This window comes from Rhodanobacter sp. T12-5 (genome assembly GCF_008329435.1).
In the GTDB taxonomy this organism is placed as follows: domain Bacteria; phylum Pseudomonadota; class Gammaproteobacteria; order Xanthomonadales; family Rhodanobacteraceae; genus Rhodanobacter.
The window spans coordinates 432,667-454,528 of the sequence record NZ_NPKN01000002.1 but is presented as its reverse complement, the minus strand read 5'-3'; the positions used below and the strand labels follow the sequence as shown (position 1 = coordinate 454,528).

Below are 21,862 nucleotides of genomic sequence, written 5' to 3'. Positions count from 1 at the left end.
CATGCCGAATCCTGCTGCGGGTTTTTTCGGAAAGCTGCCCAGCGCCGGGGATTTCGTGCAGCGACGGTTGCCCTCGGCTTTCGTCGACGTGTGGGATCGGCATTTCGAGAGTGCGGTAGCCGAAAGCAGGCAAGCGCTGGGTGGCCTCTGGCACGATGCCTATCATGCCAGCCCGGTGTGGCGCTTCCTGCTGGTCGGCGGCGTGTGCGGAGAATCCGCCTGGGCCGGCGTCATGGGGCCGGGCGCGGACCGCGTCGGCCGCTGTTTTCCGATGGTGGTGGCCGCACCCATCGCGGCGGATGAAGGAGCCGTCATGCGCGTGTTGCATGACGGCGGACGCTGGTTCGATGCAGTTGAACAGGTGCACAACGCGGCGCAGTGCGATCCCGCGATCGGGGTGGATGCCTTCGACGGGCAACTGGCGGCACTGGCCAGCCCGCTGGACGGCGCCACGTCGAACGCGCTGTTGGAGTTCCCGCACGGCGTCGACTGGCGCGTCGCCGACCATTGGCGGCTTCCGTTGCCTGCGCAGATTGCCGCGGACGCGTTCCTCGGCGGGCTGTGGGCCCAGCTGTCCGCTTCGACGGATGGCCGCTGCCTGTGGTGGACCGCCGGCGGCGAGCGTGTGCCGGCGAGTGTATTGATCACCAACGGGTTGCCGCAGCCCGAGGCTTACGCCGGATTCCTCGACGCCAGCCAAGCCGGGCCGTGGCAGTCGCTGGGCGTGTTCGAAGACATCGTCGCGCCGTCGTCAGCCGCGCTGTCATCAGGCGTGGTCGAAACCCTCCATGAGATGGTCGGCACGCCATCGGCACCGGTGTGGCTGCCGGACGACCCCGAACTGTTCGCCGAGCCGTGCGCAACGGCATCGACCCCGATCGAGCCGGCGATGACATCGGATATGCGTATCGGCGCAGTCGCCGTGGACGATGCCGATGGCGCCGTCGGCGTGCTGCAACAGGATGACGGATTGGCCGTGGTCGCTGCCGAGGTCGGGCGGCCTGACCCACGGCAGCAGGCTGTAGCCGGCGTATTGGCGGCGGCCAGGGACCAGGTCGCGACCGGGCTGCCACAAGGCATCCAGGGGTTGCGTTCGTGGATCACGGCCTTGAACCCGCGCCTGCGCGAAACCAGTGAAGACCTGATCGATCCGGTGCAGGAAGACTGCGCCGTGGTTGCCGGCCATGTCGTGGGAACCCGTGCGGATCTGTTGCGCATCGGCACGGCTGCGGCATGGCACTGGCGGCACGGTCGTCTGCAGCCCTGTTTCGCGCAAGCGACGGCCGCGGTTTCCAATGGCGGAGTCGATGACGATTTCGACGATTTGCTGTTCAGCGGCGCACCAACTGCCATGCCCGGGCTCGGCGCGACCGCGCAGCCGGGCTGCGATCAGGTCAGTTGCGTCGTCGAACATGACGATCGCTTGCTGCTGCTTGCCACGCAACGACTGCTGCAGTTGCCCCCGGAGATACTTGCCCACAGCCTTGCGATGCCCTCCCGCGACGATGCGCGACAGCACATAGCCAGCGCGGCAGGACTTGGCCTCGATCCGGCCCGATGGCCGTTGGCGATCATCGAGATTGACGCATGACGACTCGATACATTTCCGCAGGCCGAACGGTGACCGGAAAGGTTCGTGCCCACAACGAAGATGCCATCCTGGTGCGCGACGATGTCGGCCTGTGGGTTGTTGCCGACGGCCTTGGCGGACATTCGGCAGGCGACTACGCCAGCACCATGATCGTCGAGCGTCTCGGTGCCTTGCCCCGCAACGGCAGTGTTTTCGATTTCATCGAATCGATCGAGGACACTCTGGTCCAGATCAATCTCGACCTGCTGCAGACAGCTGCAACGCGTGGCGTCGACCTGATCGGGTCGACCGTCGTGATCCTCGTGCACGACAGGGATTTCACCCTGTGCGGCTGGGTCGGGGACAGTCGGGCCTATTGTTTCGAGAACGATCGGCTGCGCCAGATCACCCGGGATCACGTCCACGGTGGCGAGGACGACGTTACCCAGTTCGGTTCCAACGCGGCACCGCCGCCGGCGGCCGGTTCCGGTGTCCTCACCCGCGCGGTGGGCGCCGAAGAACAGCTGTTCGTGGACTGGGTGGTGGCCGGAAGTCGCCCCGGCATGGCGTTCGTGTTGTGTTCCGACGGCATCAACAAGGAGATGTCCGATGCCGAACTCGACGATGAATGTCGTCGCAACCAGCAACCACAGAATCTTGTAGCCGACCTGTTTGAAGTGGCCCTCAGCCGGGCCGCACGCGACAACATCTCGGCCGTCGTAGTGCGTCTCCAAGAATGATGAAAATCCCCCAGTCATGAATTCCATAGCCGAACTGGTCGCTGCCTATCAGGCCGACAAGCTCAAACTTCCGGCGCTCTTCGATGCGCTGTCGGCGCGTGGCGCGGTGTCTGCGCCCGAACATCAGGCCGACATCGACTGGCTTGAGCAGCAGCGCGTCGACGACACGCTGGATACGCTCATCATCCGCGCGTTGCTGGCCAAGCTGGCTGCCGTGCAGACGCAAGCCGGTTCGCCACCCGACGATCCCGACGTCACCATGGTCAAGCCTGCGACGCAGCGACCGACGATTCCGCCGGATGACGACGATGTGACCAAGGTGCAGCCAAGCTCCCGGCCGGCACCGCCACCGCCGGAGGACTTCGACGACGTGACCATGGTCAAGCCGGCCACCCGTCGCCCGCCACCGTCGCCCCACGACGATGAAATCACCAGGGTCAAGCCGGCCGCGGGCGCACAGCGATCGCCAGCCGACGGTCGCACGGGTGGCGCCACGGGAACCCACGGCCTGACCGGTACCAATTCCAGCATCAGCGGGCAGTCCAGCTGGAAGCGCATCTCGGATGCCGAAGGCGGCGACTTCGTGACGGTCGGCTCGCTGCTCAAGGGTCGCTTCCACCTGGAGAAGGAAATCGGTCGGGGTGGGATGGGCGTGGTATTCAAGGCCCGCGACGAACGCAAGGTCGAGGCGCGCGACCGCGACCCGTACGTGGCGATCAAGGTGTTGAACGACGAATTCCGCCGCCATCCCGACTCGCTGATCTCGCTGCAACGCGAATCGCGCCGGTCGCAGCAACTGGCACACGACAACATCGTGCGCGTATTCGACTTCGACAAGGACCGAACCATCGTTTTCATGACGATGGAATACATCGATGGTGCCGATCTCAAGAGCCTGATTCGCGAGCGGGCCTACAACGGCATGCCGCTGGCACAGGCACGACCGCTGATCGAGGGCATGGCCAACGCGCTTACCCGCGCCCACTCCGCCGGTGTGGTGCACTCCGATTTCAAACCCGCCAACGTGATGGTTACGCGCGAGGGCATACCGAAAGTGTTCGACTTCGGTATCGCCCGGGCCGGCAAGCACATGGGCGATGCCGTCGGCGAGCAGACCGTGTTCGACGCCGGCACGCTGGGTGCGCTGACACCGGCCTATGCCAGCCTGGAGATGATCCAGGGCAAGGAGCCCACCCCTCGCGACGACGTCTATGCACTGGGTTGCGTCACCTTCGAATTGCTGACCGGCAAGCATCCGTACAACAAGGCCAGTGCCGAAGTGGCGATGAAGGAGGGCCGCAAGCCGCCGCTGGTGAAGGGGCTGACCAAACTTCAATATCGTACCCTCTGCGCCAGCGTCGCCTTCACCAGCGATCAGCGCCTGAAAAGCGCCAATGAACTCGTCGAGGGGCTTCGCGAGGTGAGCCTGCGCGAGCGGATGATGCCGTACCTGACCTGGGGCGTCCCGTCGCTGCTGATCATTGCCGGCAGCGTATGGGGGTGGACCACTTACCAGCACAGTCACCACGTGGCCGAGGTGATCGCCCGATTCGCGCCGACACGTGCGGATCATTACCCCAGCGAAATGCAGGCCGTGCAGGCGCTCGACACGCTCAGCGACGATGAGCGCAAGCGGATCATCGTCGACCAGAGCGACCTCATCCAGAACTTCCTGATCAGTCGCATCGACAGCTACTGGAATCCGGGCGAGGGGCGCTACAACTACGCCGGAACGCAGCGCGTGTTGAAGCTGCGCGACGATCTGAAACTGTATTCGCCGGCACTGGACCTCAAGCGCGATGCCGTGGAAAAGCAGAGAAACGAACTGCTCAACACGCTCGATACCCAGCTGACGGCGCAAATCGACGCCGGCGCGATCTTCGAGAACCAGCCGGACAATGTGGTCGCCACCCTGACCCGCATCCGCGCGGTCGATCCGGACAGCGCACTGCTGAAGAACACCGAGCTCGAACTCAAGTACGACAGCGCCATCGGCCAGTCGGTCGACGCCGGTCGCATCGACGAGGCCGCTCGGCGACTCAAGCTGGCCACCAGTTTGTTCCCCGATTCCGCGCGATTGAAGCAACGCAGTGCGCAGGTCGATGACTTGAGCAAGGCGATGGCTGCACAGCAACTGGCGCAGCAACAGGCGGAACAACTGCAAAAGCAGCGCGAACAGAGCCTGCTGACATTGAGTGGACTGCTTGACCAGCCGGCCAGCACCGATGGCTGGCGCAGTCAGGCGGCAACGGCCTACCGCGATGCGGTCAAGCTGCTTGCGGACGACCCGCGCATCGAAGCGCAGCGGGTGCGCCTGAAGCAGGTGCTGGCCGCGCAGGCTGCAGCCAGCCAGGCCGGTGGTGACCTCGCCGACGCGATCAGCATCGCCGGTTTCGGCATTGACCTGTTTCCCGGCGACGCGGCGCTTGGCGCAACACGCCAGGCCTTGCTGGAGCAACAGAATCAGTTGGCGCAGAAGGCAGCCACCGAGGCGCAGCGCAACGACCTGGCAAAGAGCCGCGTCACCGACCTGCTGGCCAAGCCGCTCGGCACCGTGGTCTGGCTGCAGGACGTGAAGAGCGCATTGAACAACGCGCGTACCCAGATCGGTGCGGACGCGCCGGCCTACGTTGAATTGAAGCGCAATGTGGACGCCAGCCTGATCAAGCTCGCGCGTGATCGGATCGCCGCTGGCGATCTCGATGCCGCCGGGCGTGTCAGCTTGGCAGGCCAGCAGCTCGATCCGGTCGATCCTGATTTCGCGAAAGTCCTGGCCGAAGAAAACGCTGCGCGAAGCGCGATGCAGAAAAAGGCGCTGCAACAGCAGGCGCAGAAACTGGCCGATGCGCGAACCGCGCTTGCCCAACTGAGTGCCGATCCGCGACTGACGGCCGACTGGCAGCGTTCGGTCGCGACGGCGATGGATACGTTGCGCACCGATACGTCACCGCAAACGGTTCGATCGGTCGATGCATTGGGTGCCGCGATCGCCAGCGAGGCCGCTCGCCTTGCCGATCCGCAACACCTGCCGCAGGCCACGCTGGCCGTGAAGTTCGGGCTCAAATACGCACCGAAATCGGCGCAGTTGCTCGCGCAAAGTGCCAAGCTCGATGCCATCGAGAAAGACCTGCAGGCAAAAGCCGCACAGGAAAGCGCCGATGCCGAGGTGAAATCGCGCATCGAATCGCTGAAAAGCGCAGCCGCGGCTGACGACGTGGCCAAGGCAAGCCAGTCGCTGGCACGGATCCGCACACTCCAGCCGGACAACCCGTTCCTCGAGACCGAGGGTCCGAAACTGCTGGCCGATGCGTACCTGGGCCTGGCCAGCGAAACGTTCCACAAGAGCCACTACCAGAAAGCTGCGGATGTTCTTGCGCAAGGCATCAAGACACTCGGCAGCAACTCCCGCCTGCAGGGGGAGAAGGCGCGCTATGAACTGGTTGCCGCGATCATGGCAGCGGGCAGCCAGCCACTGGCAAGCTCGGATTTTGTCCGGCTGAAGAAACAGTACGACGATGTTCGCAGGGCCGATCCGTCGGCGCTGAGCGAGCTCGAATCGGACATGAAGATGCGTGGCCAGTTGTCGGCCAAATCGCTTGCCGCACAGCTCGATCGACTGCAGTCCGCCGTCAGCGCGACGGCAAGCCCGCGGGCCACGTCGACGCAGGCCGTTCCCACCCCGGGAGAGGTCATCCAGCCAGCTGCTGCGGGGCAATCCGCGATCAACGGCAAGCGGGGCGCGACGACAACCCGGCCCGCCACGACGCCCAACGCAGCTACGGCCACCGGGTCCGGTGGTGCGGATTCCTGCAGCAAGCCCGGTCTGGTCGGCAAGGGCAAGTTCTGCTTCGACAACATCGACGGAGCGCGTGGGCCGCTGCTGGTGGTGGTGCCGGGCGTCGGTGGCGGCAAGGCCTATGCGATGTCCCGTGCGGAAATCTCCATCACCGAGTTCAACCGCTTCTGTCGCGCCACCGGAAAGTGCGCCGCCACGACCGTCGATGATCAGGATCTGGGCAACGCCCCGGTCACCCGCATCAGCCTCGACCAGGCCAGGGCCTACGCAAGATGGCTCAGCGACCTCAGTGGCGGCTTCACCTATCGTCTGCCGACCGATGCGGAATGGCTGAATGCCGCCAAGGCTGGCGGCAACTGGAAGCAGGCCGAGGACAGCAATTGCGTATTGCCTTCGGCCGGCGGCGACGATAACGGCGGTGCAGTGGTATCGGCGCGCGGGCGCTCCAGGAATCCATGGGGCCTGGTCAACACGACCGGCAATGTCTGGGAATGGGTGGTCAGCGGCGGAAACGTGATGGCGCGCGGCGGCAGCTTCACCAGTTACTGGTCGGACTGCAATGTGGATACTCATCGTGCCGACAATGGCTCGCCTCAGAAAGACGTTGGTTTCCGGATACTCAGGGAGCTGAAATGACCGAGCGGGAACGGGCAATCAATCGCGATCTGCATGCCTTGGATGAGGCGCATCGGCTTGGCCGGATCACGCGCGCCGACTATCGCTCACGGCGCCGTCGCGTGCTCCAGTCGCTGCAAGACGGCAGCGGCGTGGTCACCGCACGCAAGACACTGGTGCCCGGCGGCACAACGACATCGCCTCGCCCGCGCCATGCGCATTCGGCGTCGGTCGGCGACACCTCGGCGGAATCCGGACGGGCAATGACCACGCTGTTGACGATGCGACCGGGGATCGCCTGGAAGCCGCTGCTGGCCATCGTGAGCGGCGCCGTGCTCCTGCTTCTGCTGGTTTTCTGGCTGCTGCGCGACACATGACGTGATCCACGCTGTCGCATCTTGCGATGGCGATGCGTTTCTTCGGCAAGGTGACGCTTTGCCGAGCTGAAGGGTGATGCCTTGCGTGCTTTTCATCGGCACGAGTGAACATGGACCGGTATGACATGAAACGGCGCCGGAACGCATATCGCGCAGCCTTCCATGCCTATTCCCCGGAACGTTCGAGGGTGTATTCTGCGAGAAGTGACTTGTATCGGCACGGGCAGCAACTGCCTTGCCTTAGGGATGGGACGTTGGAGACTGCGTGAGCCTGGATATCCCGGGCGTGCGGTCTATGGAAGATGAAGCGGGCCAGGGGGATGTATCGTGCGAATTGTTTGCTTCGCGGCAGCGTTGGCATTGGCGTTGACGGGCGGAATTGCCTGCGCGCGAGACACCGGCATCGCCTTGCCGGGTCAGGCGTCCGGCAAACCGGACACCCCGGCAGAGTCTGCTGCAGTGCCGAGGTCGGCGACCGCAACGCCGGATGCCGCATCACCGCCCCAGGCGCCTGCCAGCGTAGTTCCCCCGGTGAGAGACCGCGACGCCGCGGCCACACAGACGATCGCAGTGCAGGGTTTTCGCGTTTCCGGCGTGGCCGATCACGCCGATCTCGGAGTGACCCCGGCGAGCATCCAGGCGCTTGCCGACGCGCAGTATCGCCAATTGGCAAGCAAGACAACGGCGCCGGTGCGATTGACCTTCGCCCAGATGCAGGGTGTGGCTGACAAGATCGTCGAGCGTTACCGGACGGCCGGCTTCATCGTCTCCAATGCGTTCCTGCCGGCGCAGACCGTGGGCGCCGACCAGATCGTCCAGATCCAGGTGCTCGAGGGCAAGATCGGCAAGATCCTCGTCAAGGGCACGCATCGTTACCGACCGGGCGTCATTTCCGCACCGGCGGAAAAACTCAGAGGCAAGCCGCTGCTGAAAAGCGACGTGGACACGGCGTTGCTGTACGCGCGCGATCTGCCGGGAGTGACGGTGTCCTCGACGTTCCAGCCCGGCGAACATACCGGCGATACCGATCTGGTAATGGTCGCCCATGAAGCCAAACGACCGTACAAGATCATGCTGGGCGCCAACAACTACGGTACCGATCTGACCGGCAAATACCGGGCCCAGGCCGGAATCGAATGGGACAACCCGCTGCGCATCGGCGATACGTTCAACGTGAGCGTGGACTACGCACTGGATCCGAGCAACAACGTCTATGGCGCATTGACCTATCGCGCACCGCTCGGCATCACGCCGGGGCTGGCTGCCGTCGTCGGCGCCTCACGCAGCGAGCTGCAGGTCAACACCGGGACCTTTTCGTCGCTCAACGTCAAGGGACCCAGTTCGCTCTACTACGCGGGCATGGACTGGAAATTCGTCAACAAGGACGATCTCAAGGCAACCGGCACGCTGCATGTCATCGAGGAGGAGTCCCAACTGGACAGCCTCGGCGTGAATCTGTCGGACGAAAAATTCAGCGTTGCCGAAATGACCTACGGTGTGGTCCACACCGATCGCCGTTTTCAGGGCGTCGACCTCGTCCAGGTCGGTGTGCGCAAGTCGATCAACGACAGCTCCGCCGAACCGGACATGGTCAGCCCGCAGCACGCGAGCAATTTCCTCGTCACCAAGCTTTCGTATACGCGACTGCAATTCCTCAGCAAATCGCAGCGGCTCAATTTCAAGTTCGTCGGCCAGTACACCCGCGACGCGCTGATTCCGCTGGAGCAGTTCGCGCTCGGCGGGCCGGACAGCACCCGCGCCTATCCGATTGCCGATGCCTTGCGCGACAAGGGTTACTACGCGTCGCTCGAATACCACGTCGACGCGCCCGGTTTCGGCGATGTGGTCTCGCCGTTCTACGGCAGGCCGTGGCGCGAGCTGCTGGAATTCGAAGTGTTCGTCGATTATGCCAAGGGGTATTCGGCCGGCGCCAACAAGCTCATCACGCCGGATACGGCCACGCTCAGCGGTGCGGGTGCGGGACTGATCTTCCGCCTGCCGCGGTTCAACCAGTTCGCGCTTCACCTCGACGGTTCAGTGCCGCTGAGCTCGCAAGATGCATCTGATGGCAAGGGCTTCCACATCTACTGCGGGTTCAGCTTCACGTATTGACGGATGATGACCATGAGCAAGAGCACCCGTACCAATCGCCGCAACCCGCGCACGCCCGCGCGCCTGCATGCGACCCCCGCACCGGTGGCTTTCTTGCCTTTGCGCAAGACCTGGCCGATCAGCCTCTGCGTCGGCCTGGTCGTCGGGTCGATCGTGTTCAGCAGCGATGCACTGGCCGGCGGTCCTGCCGGCGGCGTCGTGGTCGGCGGCTCAGGCACGATCACGCACAACGGCAACAGCACGATCATCAACCAGGCATCGAACCGGCTTGCGCTGAACTGGCAGACGTTCAACGTCGGCGCCAACGAATCGGTGCTGTTCAATCAGCCGTCGCGATCTGCGGTTGCCTTGAACCGGATCCTCGACCAGAACCCCAGCCAGATCTTCGGCCGGATCAATTCGAACGGTCAGATCTTCCTGATCAACACGCACGGCATCATCTTCGGCGCCACGGCGCAAATGAATGTCGGCGGCCTGATGGCCAGCACGCTGGATCTGACGCCGAACGACTTCCTCGCCGGGCACTACAACCTCAACGCGATCGCCCCCGCTGCCGGCGTGGTCAACCACGGCCTGATCCAGGCAGCGAGCGGTGGTTCGGTCAGCCTGGTCGGTGGCAACGTCGTCAATGACGGACTGATCCTTGCCAACTACGGCAAGATCAATCTCGACGGCGCCGATCACGCCACGCTCGACTTCGACGGCAACGGCCTGATCAATATCCAGATCACCGGGGAGCTCAAGCAACGCCTGGACGCCAAGGAGGCGGCAGTCACCAACAAGGGCACGTTGGAGGCAGATGGCGGCACCGTGGTGTTGCAGGCATCCGCGGCGAAGGATCTGTTCACCAACCTCGTCAACAATTCCGGTTTGATCGACGCCAGCAGCATCAGCAACGACGGCGGCGTGGTGCGCCTGGTGGCGAGTGGCGGCAATGCTGAAAGCTCCGGAACCATCGACGTCAGCGGCAAACATGGCGGGCGTATCCAAGCCTTGTCGGACAGGGATGTAAGGATAACCGGCGGTACGCTGGACGCCTCCGGCAGTCAGGGCGGCGGGGCGATTCGCGTCGGCGGCGGCATTCGCGGTGGTGAATCGCTCGCCATCGCCGACCGCGCCTATGTCGCCGATGGGGTCACCATCAATGCCGATGCCACCGTCGGCGGCAACGGCGGCAGCATCGCGGTGTTTTCCCAGAACAACTCCGTGGTCGCCGGCAGCCTGTTTGCGCGTGGTGGCATACAGGGCGGCAACGGCGGCTTCGTCGAAACATCGAGCCACGGCGCCCTGACAATCACCGACACCCCGCAAGTCGGGGCGCGTAACACCGGAGGGTTCGGTGGCGACTGGTTGATCGACCCGAACAACATCGACATCGTCGCCGGCGGCGGCAACACCAACATCAATGCCACCGATCCGTTTCTTTCAACAAACGACGGTGCGTCGCTTGGCGTCGACCTGATCACCCAGGCGTTGACCGGCGGAGCCAACGTCACGGTCACCACCGGCAGCGGAGGAACCAACGCCGAGGCTGGCGACATCACCCTCAATGCCGGTCTCGACTACGACGGCAAGGGCAGCAACGCGCTCACGTTCGACGCTGCGCACGACATCGTGATCAACAGCAGCATCTTCGATTCGACGCCTGGTGGCGACGTGCTGAACCTGTCGCTGATTGCCGGCAACAATATCAATCTCGCCAACAACATCTCACTCGGCGCCGGCTCGGCCACGTTGACCGCAACGGCAGGCAGCATCACGCAAACGGCAGGCAAGTTGTCTGCGGGCACGTTGAACGCGACCGCCGCCACGGGTATCAACCTGAATACGGCGGCGACGCTGCTCAATGTGGTCAACACCGGCGCCACCGGCGACATCGCGATCACCGAGGCGGACGGCGCCACGGTGCAGGCGCTGCAGCAGACCGATGTGACCAATACCGCCGGCACGGTGTCGCTGACCTCGGCCTCGGGAAACATCGGCATCGACGATGGCTCCGTACTGAGCCAGGGCGGGCTGGTCACGCTTACGGCGACGGCTGGGGCGATCACGGATGCCGATGGCGGTACGGCGACCAGTATCACCAATGCTGGCGGACAGGCCATGCTCGACGCCGCAACCGGTATTGGCGCTGTTGGCGTTGGCAACGAGATCGATACGCAACTGGGCACGCTGGCGTTCGCCAACAGCGGCACTGGCGATGTCTCCGTCACGAATACCGGTGCCCTGACGGTCAGCGGTACCTCGGGCAGCGGCAATGTCGGCATCACCAGCACGACAGGTAACCTTGCCGTAGGTACGTCGGGCATCGTCACCGCTGGCGGTGCGGTAACCCTCAAGGCTGCCGAGGCCGATGCAGGAATCACCATCGGCACGGGCAATACGTTGAGGACCACCAATGGGGTCGCCACTGGTGCGAACGTCAGCCTGATTGCCGACAACGCGGACGTCACCGGAACCATCGATGCCGGTACCGCCGGTACCGTCACCATCCTGCAATCCACGGCGGGGAGAAAGATTTCGCTGGGCAGCGAAACTTCGGGCCAACTCGGTTTGACCGGTACCGAGTTCGACCAGATCACGGCCAACACGATCGTGATCGGTGATGCCAATAGCGGCGATTTGGGCATCTTTGCGGCCATCGCGCCAGCTCATGCCGCCAACCTCTCGCTGAATACCGGAGGTGCGATTTCGCAGGCGGCGGGCGCCACCATCACGGTGGGCACCTTGACCGGCAGCTCGGTCGGCGCCACCGCGCTGGGAGAGGCCAACCAGATCGGCAAACTCGGGAGCTTCACCGCCGCAAGCTTCAGCCTGACCAATGCCGCTCCGCTCACGCTCGCCGGCGATGTGACGACCAGTGGAACGCAAACCTACAACGCGGCGCTGGCGCTGGGCAGCGATGCCACCCTGACAACGACGAACAGCGCGGTGACGTTCGCCGGCACGGTGGACAACGCCGACCCGACGGCGCGAAACCTGACCGTGAACACCGGCAGCGGCGCCGTCACGTTTGGCGGTGCGGTGGGCAGCGATGCCACCAACGGTGCACTGGGCGCGCTGACCGTGAACAGCACGGGCCTGACGAGCTTCGGCAACGTCGCAGCGACCAGCGTCGTGACGAATGCCGGCGGCAGCACCTTGCTGGGCGGCAATGTCACCACCAGCGGCACGCAGACCTACAACGATGCGGTGATCCTGGGCAGCGATGCCATCCTGACAACGACGAACAGCGCGGTGACGTTCGCCGGCACGGTGGACAACGCCGACCCGACCGCGCGAAACCTGACCGTGAACACCGGCAGCGGTGCCGTCACGTTTGGCGGTGCGGTGGGCAGCGATGCCACCAACGGTGCACTGGGCGCGCTGACCGTGAACAGCACGGGCCTGACGAGCTTCGGCAACGTCGCGGCGACCAGCGTCGTGACGAACGCCGGCGGCAGCACCTTGCTGGGCGGCAATGTCACCACCAGCGGCACGCAGACCTACAACGATGCGGTGACCCTGGGCAGCGATGCCACCCTGACAACGACGAACAGCGCGGTGAACTTTGCCGGCACGGTGGACAACGTCGACCCGACGGCGCGAAACCTGACCGTGAACACCGGCAGCGGTGCCGTCACGTTTGGCGGTGCGGTGGGCAGCAACGCCACCAACGGGGTGCTGGCTGGCTTGACGATCCAGAGCGGCAGCTTGAGCGCGAAGTCGCTGAATATCGGCAGCGGTGGATTGTCGGTGACCACCACGACAGGAGACATCACGCAGGGCGGCAAATTCGTGGTCACCGGCTTGTCCAGTTTCAACTCGGGCAACCATGCGATCTCACTGACTGACGCAGGCAACGATTTCCAGGGTGACGTCTCGGCAGTCGGAGCCGGCGTGTCGCTGGTGGATGCCAATGATCTGCAGGTCGCCGCGCTGACTGACAATGCAAACGGCAATGTGAGCCTGATCGCCGGTGGTGTGTTGTCCGTGCCGACAGCGGGCATCGCGGCCGGCAACGGTGACCTGACGCTGGAATCGAATGGCGGCGCGTTGTCGACCAGCGGCGCCTTGAGCGGCACCAATGTAAGCCTGACCGGTCGTGATGGCGTGACACTCGGCGGCGATCTGTCCGCCCTGGGAACACTGAAACTGACCAGCACGAATGCGGGGATCGCGCAGACGGGCGGCAGCATCACGACTGGCGGTGCCAGCACGGTAAACGCGGGCACCGGTGACATCACGCTGGCCGAACTCAATGGTTTCGGAGACGCAGTGAGCCTGACCGGCCACAACGTGAGCCTGACGAACAACGTGGCCACCAAGCTGGGCACCAGCACGGTGACCGGCTCGCTGGGTGTCGCCAGCAATGGCGCGCTGACCCAGACCGGTGCATTGACGGTGACGGGTGCCGCGACGTTTACGCAGAACAGCGCCGCCGCCGGGATCACGCAGGACATCGATCTTGGAACGCAGGACAACAGTTTTCAGGGTGGCGTGACCTTTGCCGGGACCATCAACAACCTCGCGCTGAAAAATATCAATGCGACGCCTGGCACATTGACCCTGCCGACCAATGTGGCGGGCAATTTCACGCTGAATTACACCAATGCCGCGCTGACATTGCCGGTGGTGGGCGTGGGTGGCGCGCTGGATGTGACGGCATCCGGCGGCATTGCAATCAATGGCGACGTGACCACAGGCGGATCACAGACTTACCACGATGCGGTGACCCTGGGCAGCGATGCCACCCTGACAACGACGAACAGCGCGGTGAACTTTGTCGGCACGGTGGACAACGCCGACCCGACCGCGCGAAACCTGACCGTGAACACCGGCAGCGGCGCCGTCACGTTTGGCGGTGCGGTGGGCAGCAACGCCACCAACGGGGCGCTGGCTGGCTTGACGATCCAGAGTGGCAGCTTGAGCGCGAAGACGCTGAATATCGGCAGCGGTGGATTGTCGGTGACCACCACGACAGGCGACATCACGCAGAGCGGCAAATTCGTGGTCACCGGCTTGTCCAGTTTCAACTCGGGCAACCATGCGATCTCACTGACTGATGCAGGCAACGATTTCCAGGGTGACGTCTCGGCGGTCGGAGCCGGCGTGTCGCTGGTGGACGTCAATGATCTGCAGGTCGCCGCGCTGACTGACAATGCAAACGGCAATGTGAGCCTGATCGCCGGTGGTGTGTTGTCCGTGCCGACAGCGGGCATCGCAGCCGGCAACGGTGACCTGACGCTGGAATCGAATGGCGGCGCGTTGTCGACCAGCGGCGCCTTGAGTGGCAACAATGTAAGCCTGACCGGTCGTGATGGCGTGACACTCGGCGGCGATCTGTCCGCCCTGGGAACACTGAAACTGACCAGCACGAATGCGGGGATCGCGCAGACGGGCGGCAACATCACGGCTGGCGGTGCCAGCACCGTAAACGCGGGCACCGGTGCGATCACGCTGACGCAGGTGAACGACTTCACCGGCGCGGTAACCCTGACCGGTGGCACGACGCAGATCACCGATGCGAACGCGCTGACGCTGGGCGCGCTGGGCACGGGTGCCTTGACGGCGATCAGTACCGGCACGTTGAACCTGGGCAGCGGTACGGTGGCCGGCCACCTGGATGCGACCAGCAACGGCGGTGCGATCATCCAGAGCGGCGCCTTGAACGTGACCGGCGGCAACACCAGCGCCATCGATGCCGGCAGCGGCACGATCACGTTGACGCAGGCGAACGACTTCACTGGCGCGGTAACCCTGACCGGTGGCACGACACAGATCACCGATGCGAACGCACTGACGCTGGGCGCGCTGGGCACGGGTGCCCTGACGGCGATCAGCGCCGGCACGTTGAACCTGGGCAGCGGCACGGTGGCCGGCCACCTGGATGCGACCAGCAACGGCGGTGCGGTCATCCAGAGCGGCGCCTTGAACGTGACCGGAGGCAACACCAGCGCCATCGATGCCGGCAGCGGCACGATCACGTTGACGCAGGCGAACGACTTCACCGGCGCGGTAACCCTGACCGGTGGCACGACGCAGATCACCGATGCGAACGCACTGACGCTGGGCGCGCTGGGCACGGGTGCCCTGACGGCGATCAGCGCCGGCACGTTGAACCTGGGCAGCGGCACGGTGGCCGGCCACCTGGATGCGACCAGCAACGGCGGTGCGGTCATCCAGAGCGGCGCCTTGAACGTGACCGGAGGCAACACCAGCGCCATCGATGCCGGCAGCGGCACGATCACGTTGACGCAGGCGAACGACTTCACCGGCGCGGTAACCCTGACCGGTGGCACGACGCAGATCACCGATGCGAACGCGCTGACGCTGGGCGCGCTGGGCACGGGTGCCCTGACGGCGATCAGCACCGGCACGTTGAACCTGGGCAGCGGTACGGTGGACGGTGCCCTGATCGCGTCCAGCAACGGCGGAGCGATCGGTCAGACAAACGCCATGACCGTAACTGGCAGCAGCGCGATCAACGCCGGCAATGGTGTACTTGCTCTGACCCAGGCCAACAACGATTTCCAGGGTGCCGTCACGGTGACGGGAGCAGGCGTGTCCCTGGTGGATGTCAATGATCTGAGCGTCACCGCGCTGACCGACAACGCGAACGGCAACGTCAGCCTGGTGTCGGGCGGTGCGCTGACATTGCCGACGAGTGCCGTCGCCGCCGGTACCGGCAACCTGACGCTGGCGTCGAACGGCGGGGCCTTGTCGACCAGCAACGCCTTGAGCGGCACCAACGTGAGCCTGACCGGTCGTGACGGTGTGGCGCTCGGCGGTAATGTGTCCGCTCTGGGTACGCTGGAGCTGGTCAGCACGAATGCGGCGATCACGCAGTTGGCCGGCAACATTGCGGTGGCCGGTCTCAGCACGGTAACGGCAGGCTCGGGCGCCATCACGCTGGGCGCAGCCGGCAACGACTTCGGCGGAGCAGTGAACCTGGCCGGCGGGGCCACCCAGATCACCGACCAGAACGCGCTGACCTTGGGCACACTGACTACCGGCGCGCTGACGGCGATCAGCACCGGCGCGTTGAACCTGGGCAGCGGCAATGTGAGCGGCAACCTGGTGGCGACCAGCAACAACGGCGCCATCAATCAGGCCGGTGCCTTGAGAGTGACCGGGACCAGCGCCATCAACGCAGGCACTGATGCCGTCACGCTCACCCAGGCAAACAATGATTTTCAGGGTAGCGTCTCCGCGACCGGGACCGGCGTGTCGATCACCGACGCCAACGATCTCGCAATTGCGGGGCTGAATGATGGTGCCAATGGCACAGTCAGCCTGATTGCCGGGGGGGTGCTGACCTTGCCGGCGGGCTCGATCAATACCGGTAGCGCAAATCTGACGTTGACCTCCAATGGTGGTTCACTCGCTACGGCCGGCGCCCTGAGCGGTGCCAACATATCGCTGACCGGACACGGTGGCGTGGCATTGAACAACAACGTGACGGCCGCCGGAACACTGGGCCTTTTCAGTGGTGCTGCCATCAGCCAGGGCGCTGGCATCATCACGGCAGGCAGTCTGATTGGCAGTTCGGTGGGCAACACGACACTCGGCCAGGCCAACAAGATCGGCACGCTGGGCCATTTCAGTGCAGCGAATTTCAGCCTGAACAATGCCTGGACGCTGTCGGTAAACGGTCCTCTGACGACCACCGGCGATACCGGCAACATCAGCCTGAAGACGACGAGCGGTGATTTGATCGTCCATGCCGATCTGGCTGGCGGCGCCGTTGCATTGACCTCGGCCGGCAACCTGGCGCTGACGAAAAACCTCAAGGGCACCACCGTTGCGCTGAGTTCAGGCGGCAACCTCGATCAGAGCGGCGGCATCATCACCGCGGGCGTGCTGAGCGGCGGTGCGGTGGGTAGCGCGACACTGAACCAGGCCAACAGGATTGCCGCGCTGGGTGCCTTCAGCACCGCCAATGGTCTCAGCCTCATCAGTAGTCAGGCATTGACGGTGAACGGTCCGGTCAGCGGCGGAGCCAGTACGGCACTGACGACAACGGCTGGCGGTTTGGTCATCAATGGCGCCGTCAGCGGCACCACCACGACGCTGAAATCGGCGGCCGCGATCACCGAAGGCGCCGGCGGCAGCATCACCGCAAGTACGCTGAGCGGCCAGTCGGCAGGCGCCACGGCACTGAACGGCAACAACCACATCGGTACCCTGGGCAAGTTCAGTGCCGCCAGCTTCGGCCTGACCAACGCGCAGACGCTGACGGTAAGCGGCCCGCTCAGCGGCGGCTCCGGCGCGGCGCTGACGACGACCGCCGGCAACCTCGTGATCAATGCGGCAATCAGCGGAACCACGACGACACTGAAGTCCGCCGGTGCCATCAGCGAAGGTGTGGGCGGCAGCATTGCCGCGAACAGGTTGGACGGCCAGTCCGTCGGTGCGACCAGTCTCGATGGCACCAATCATATCGGCACGTTGGGCCGCTTCAGCGCGGCGAGCTTCGGCTTGACCAATGCACAGGGCTTGACGGTAAGCGGACCGGTCAATGGTGGTGCCAGCACCTCGTTGACCACGACGGCCGGCGATCTGATGATCAATGGCCAGCTAAGCGGAGCCACGACGACGCTGAAATCCGCCGGTGCGATCAGCGAAGGCGCCGGCGGCAGCATCACGGCGAACTTGCTGACCGGTCATGCGGTCGGCAACACCACGCTCGATGGCAACAACCACATCGACACGCTCGGCAGCTTCAGTGCCGATTTCAGCCTGACCAATGCACAGACGCTGACGGTCGCCGGACCGCTTGACGGTGGCCCGGTCGTTGCGTTGACGACGACCGCCGGCGACCTGCTGATCAATGGTGCGATCAACGGCGCCACGACGACACTGAAGTCAGCCGGTGCGATCCGCGAAGGCGCTGGCGGCGGCATCACGGCAAGCACACTGAGCGGGCAGTCCGCGGGGGCGACCGCGCTCACCGGCGACAACCACATCGGTACGCTGGGGAGCTTCAGCGCCGCAAGCCTTGACCTGACCAGTGCGCAGGCGCTGACGGTGGGTGGCCCGATCAGCGGCGGCGCGAGCACGACCCTGACGACGACCGCGGGCGACCTGACGATCAATGGCGCGGTGAGCGGCACCAGCACGGCGTTGAACTCGGCTGGCGCGATCATTGAAGGCGTGGGCGGCAGCATCACGGCCGGTACGTTGAGTGGGCATGCCGTGGGAGGCCCAACCGAGCTCGGCAGCGCAACCCACCGCATCAACAACATGGTCGACATCCTCGGCAACTTCTCGTCGCCGGCGGGTTTCAGCATGACCAACGACAAGTCGCTCACGCTGGCCTCGGTTGGCGGCAGTGCGTTCACGGTCGATGCCGGCACGTCGGCGTTCTATCTGTCCGTGACCCACGGCGATCTGTTCCAGCTCGGCACCGCGCCGGTTTACAACAGTACGGGCGTGTGGAGTTCGACCGGGCGCATGGGCACGGGCTCCGCGCCGATCTACGTCGTGGGTACCGGCCCGCAGACCATTGCCATGGTCGGCCTGGCGCCGGCCTACTTCTACGCGATCGACAGCACCGGCAGCCTGTTGCCGCTGGGTGGCGGCCTTGCCATCAACGTGCCTACCGCGTCAGGAGCGGGCAGTGCGCAGAACGGCAATCACGGCGATTCGTATATCGACCCGGGCGTGATCACGGCGAACTACCGCTCGTACGGCATCGTGCCGTCAGGCGTGCGTCTGCCGGAGGATCAGCAGAGCGGATGCGATCCGGATCAGCCGGACCAGCTCGATTGCGAGGATGCCGACTCGGTGGGCATGGTGAACATGCGGGGAATGACGGGCGCATGGATGAGTGCCCGTCCATGACGTGCCGCAACGCCGGCGTTGGCGTCGGCATCATGTTGTGGTTGGCGCTGCCGATGTCCGCGGCGATCCTTGCCGGCCCGGTCTCCGCACAGATCGCGCCGAGGCTGACCGGAGCGGCGGTGATCGGCCAGCTCGAGTCGGCCCGGCACGAGCTGGCAGCCCGTGCCGCCAGCGCGCCGCACTCCAGCCTGGCCGCGACCAGCGAGCGTCTGGGCAAACTTGCCGATGCGCTGCGCAAGTCACTCGGCAACGATGCCGAAAAGCCGATCGACACCCTCGGCAAGGATGTCAGGGGCAGCGCCTATCGGGCATCCGCGGTGGTTCAGCGGACGCGGGCGTACCTGGATGCAACCTCCGGCTGCCTCGACGCCGACGTCGAAGCGATGGCCGAGGCGCTGTCCACCACCGTCAGGCTCGTCGCCGATGAAGATGACTCGTCGAAGATGCAGCCGGTGATCAATGGCGTGGAGACGCTCGATCACCGGCCGCTGTTCGTGCTGCATGGCGCTGGCAAGGGCCCGGCCTTTGCACTGGTGGGGGCCAACCTGTTCGATGCCCAATGCGAAAGTCCGGTGGTGACCGCCACCGACGGGCAGGGCAAGCTGCAGTCGGTGCAACCGAGCGTGACCGGGGTGCTGCCCAACCGCATCGAGTTGAAGGTGCCCGATGGTGCCGCGCTTGCGCCGGGCAGTTACGTGCTGCATGTGGTGGCCAAACACAAGGCCTTCCTGGTCGGCTGCTCGGCGCAACCGCAGACCATCGCCGCGGTGCAGGTGGCGCCTCCGGTGAAGGTGTCGTTGAGTTACGGGGTGGCCGCCACATGTCGCGCGGGGGGCGCGGACCGTACCCTGCCGCCGGTCACCGGTACCATGCCGGACCTCGCCGGCGGCATCGTGGCGCAGCAGGTGGCCATCGACGGCTGCGCCGAGCCGGTCAGCTACGCGATCACTGCCAAGGTGACATTTGGTGACGGGCACAGCGTCTCGGTCGGGCCGATCAGCCAGGTCGCTTCGGCCGGCATCACCGCCGGTCTGCCGACGGGTCTCTCGCTGAGCTGGGATCCCTCGGTGCGACAGATCTTCGTGCGACCGTCGGCGACCACCTGCAAGGGCGCGTACTGAATCGTTCGTGCAACCGGGTGGACGCGTCTCTTGGGAAAGGGCGTGTCCCTCACGGTTCCTCGGTTACTCGCTGGGAGTGCCGGAAACGACGCGCAATTCCGAGATGCCGCCCGGGGCGAGATCCTTCAGCAAGTCCATGAAATCCATGCCGACCAGGCGTTGCGCACGTCGAAGCAGCAGGGGAACCGGGCTCGAAGGCTCGCAGCGGGTGTAGTAATCGCACAGTTCGTCCAACCGGCGCATGACGTCCTGCGGGCCGGCGATCGCGCCGTTATTGGCGGCACGCACGCCGCCATCGCCCGCACCTTCCCCTGCGCCGTCCTCGCCCTCGGCAGAGCCCTCCGGCGGTATGCGCCGCGCAAGTTGCGGCTCGAGGAATTTCTTCAGCTCGTAGATGTCGCTGAGCAGGTTCTTGAAATCCGGCCCGGCGGTGCCGACACGATCATTGAAGAGGGCATCGATGGCTTTGGCGTGCTCCAGCGATTCGCCGATCGCGGCCGTCACGGCGATCAATTCGCTTTCCGCGCAGTCCATGCAGCAGGCTTCGATTTCCGTGATCGTCGCGTCCGGCGTACCTTCGGTCTGGGCGACCTTCAGCGTGCCATTGGCAATGCGCAGGTCGCGCAGGTCGAATCGACCCATTCGCGGCGATTGCACGAAAGGCGTGGTGCGGAAATAGCGCAACACACCCTGCATGTCGCCCAGCGGAACCACCGAGTTGACGCGCATGGTGGGGTCGTTGTCGTCTTCGGCATCCAGTTGTGGATGCACGGTGTCCCAGAAGTGTTCGAGCAAGCCGCGAATCAGGCCGAGGCCGGCATTCCATCCGGGCATGCCGGAGGTGCGCATCCACGCCGTGGTGAGGTGGACCGCGGCGCGCAGGTCCTTGGATCGTCCCAGCACGGCTTCGGCCAGCTCGATGACTTTGTCCCAGTCGGGGTCTTCGGCTGCCTTGACGTTGTCCCCCACGGCGCGTTCGGCCTTCGGTGCCGCCGCCCGTTCGAGCGCGAGAAACTCCGGGTCGTATTCCAGATCGTCTCCCGATGGCGCGTCATCTCCGATCGGTGCCAACAACGACTCCAGATTGAACTTTGCCATGGCTTGCACTGCCTTTCGGGAATGATTCCGGCATTATCACAAATTATTGACGCAAAACCAGTCGCCGACCGACTGTAACCCGGTCGGGACAAGACCGCGCATGCGTTATCCGGATAGCGGCCAATCAGCAATGATCGGGATATTCGAATCCTCAGGCCATAACCCGGTCGGTGCAGTGGATTGGTAGTGACCGGATGGGTGCGGAGCCATCGCGGCTGTCATGGCGATGCAGTGCCGGGAAGGTCCCGGCTGCGATGGTCGAACGCTTTCCTATTCGTCTTCCGACGAAGAGGCTGGCGATATGAAGTTCGGATCTTCCGAGTCGCGTGCGTGGCGGATCGCGTTGCGCAGACGCAGGTCCAGCTGGTCGAAATCCAGCACCACTTTGCCGGAGTGGACTGCCTTGATCGCCGAGCGCGGCACCACGAAGTCGCCGGCGTTCTCGATATAGACGAGCAGTTCGGGCAAGCCGTGGCGGACCTCGCGCACCGAGCCGATACCTTCGTCGCCATCGGAGAGGAAAACCATGAACCCTTCACTGATCTGTTCGCGCATGACGTGCCCCGTTTGTTGGCGGACGGAAGTGGCGTGGCGGACGCATGGCGATT

The 21,862-nt window shown here is 64.7% G+C and carries 9 protein-coding genes; 7 read left to right on the top strand and 2 right to left on the bottom strand.

What is annotated here, in order from left to right:
- Position 1 precedes the first annotated feature (1 nt).
- The 7 genes from tagF to CIW53_RS06210 all read left to right on the top strand — a co-directional run bounded on the left by tagF (position 2) and on the right by CIW53_RS06210 (position 20,156).
- Positions 2–1,591 carry a type VI secretion system-associated protein TagF gene (tagF, locus tag CIW53_RS06240; protein WP_149363821.1) on the top strand — a complete coding sequence of 530 codons (1,590 nt, stop codon included), beginning with the start codon at positions 2–4 and terminating at the stop codon, positions 1,589–1,591.
- Positions 1,588–2,310, top strand: coding sequence for a PP2C family serine/threonine-protein phosphatase (locus tag CIW53_RS06235; protein ID WP_149363820.1), 723 nt, complete (start codon positions 1,588–1,590; stop codon positions 2,308–2,310). The genes tagF and CIW53_RS06235 overlap by 4 nt, the downstream gene beginning before the upstream one ends.
- A 16-nt stretch (positions 2,311–2,326) precedes the next feature.
- Positions 2,327–6,742 (top strand): bifunctional serine/threonine-protein kinase/formylglycine-generating enzyme family protein, encoded by a 4,416-nt coding sequence (locus CIW53_RS06230; protein WP_149363819.1) that lies wholly within the window; start codon positions 2,327–2,329, stop codon positions 6,740–6,742.
- Positions 6,739–7,098 carry a hypothetical protein gene (locus tag CIW53_RS06225; protein ID WP_149363818.1) on the top strand — a complete coding sequence of 120 codons (360 nt, stop codon included), beginning with the start codon at positions 6,739–6,741 and terminating at the stop codon, positions 7,096–7,098. Before CIW53_RS06230 ends, CIW53_RS06225 begins: the two co-directional genes overlap by 4 nt.
- Before the next feature lie 531 nt (positions 7,099–7,629).
- Complete coding sequence (locus CIW53_RS06220) at positions 7,630–9,210, top strand: ShlB/FhaC/HecB family hemolysin secretion/activation protein (RefSeq protein ID WP_149363817.1); 1,581 nt, start codon at positions 7,630–7,632, stop codon at positions 9,208–9,210.
- A gap of 12 nt (positions 9,211–9,222) precedes the next feature.
- Positions 9,223–19,035 carry a filamentous hemagglutinin N-terminal domain-containing protein gene (locus CIW53_RS06215; protein ID WP_172969599.1) on the top strand — a complete coding sequence of 3,271 codons (9,813 nt, stop codon included), beginning with the start codon at positions 9,223–9,225 and terminating at the stop codon, positions 19,033–19,035.
- Positions 19,032–20,156 carry a hypothetical protein gene (locus CIW53_RS06210; RefSeq protein WP_149363815.1) on the top strand — a complete coding sequence of 375 codons (1,125 nt, stop codon included), beginning with the start codon at positions 19,032–19,034 and terminating at the stop codon, positions 20,154–20,156. Before CIW53_RS06215 ends, CIW53_RS06210 begins: the two co-directional genes overlap by 4 nt.
- Before the next feature lie 63 nt (positions 20,157–20,219).
- On the opposite strand, the gene tssA is transcribed toward CIW53_RS06210, so the two are convergent.
- Both tssA and CIW53_RS06200 read right to left on the bottom strand, forming a co-directional pair.
- Entirely contained in the window at positions 20,220–21,254 is a 1,035-nt protein-coding gene (tssA, locus tag CIW53_RS06205; protein ID WP_149363814.1) for a type VI secretion system protein TssA, read from the bottom strand.
- 270 nt (positions 21,255–21,524) lie between these two features.
- Complete coding sequence (locus tag CIW53_RS06200; protein WP_149364174.1) at positions 21,525–21,809, bottom strand: hypothetical protein; 285 nt, start codon at positions 21,807–21,809, stop codon at positions 21,525–21,527.
- Between the last annotated feature and the right edge of the window lie 53 nt (positions 21,810–21,862).

Coding starts and splice junctions, on each gene's coding strand:
- tagF (WP_149363821.1), top strand. CDS start 2: ATGCCGAATCCTGCTGCGGGTTTTTTCGGAAAGCTGCCCAGCGCCGGG.
- CIW53_RS06200 (WP_149364174.1), bottom strand. CDS start 21,809: ATGCGCGAACAGATCAGTGAAGGGTTCATGGTTTTCCTCTCCGATGGC.
- CIW53_RS06225 (WP_149363818.1), top strand. CDS start 6,739: ATGACCGAGCGGGAACGGGCAATCAATCGCGATCTGCATGCCTTGGAT.
- CIW53_RS06215 (WP_172969599.1), top strand. CDS start 9,223: ATGAGCAAGAGCACCCGTACCAATCGCCGCAACCCGCGCACGCCCGCG.
- CIW53_RS06235 (WP_149363820.1), top strand. CDS start 1,588: ATGACGACTCGATACATTTCCGCAGGCCGAACGGTGACCGGAAAGGTT.
- CIW53_RS06210 (WP_149363815.1), top strand. CDS start 19,032: ATGACGTGCCGCAACGCCGGCGTTGGCGTCGGCATCATGTTGTGGTTG.
- CIW53_RS06230 (WP_149363819.1), top strand. CDS start 2,327: ATGAATTCCATAGCCGAACTGGTCGCTGCCTATCAGGCCGACAAGCTC.
- tssA (WP_149363814.1), bottom strand. CDS start 21,254: ATGGCAAAGTTCAATCTGGAGTCGTTGTTGGCACCGATCGGAGATGAC.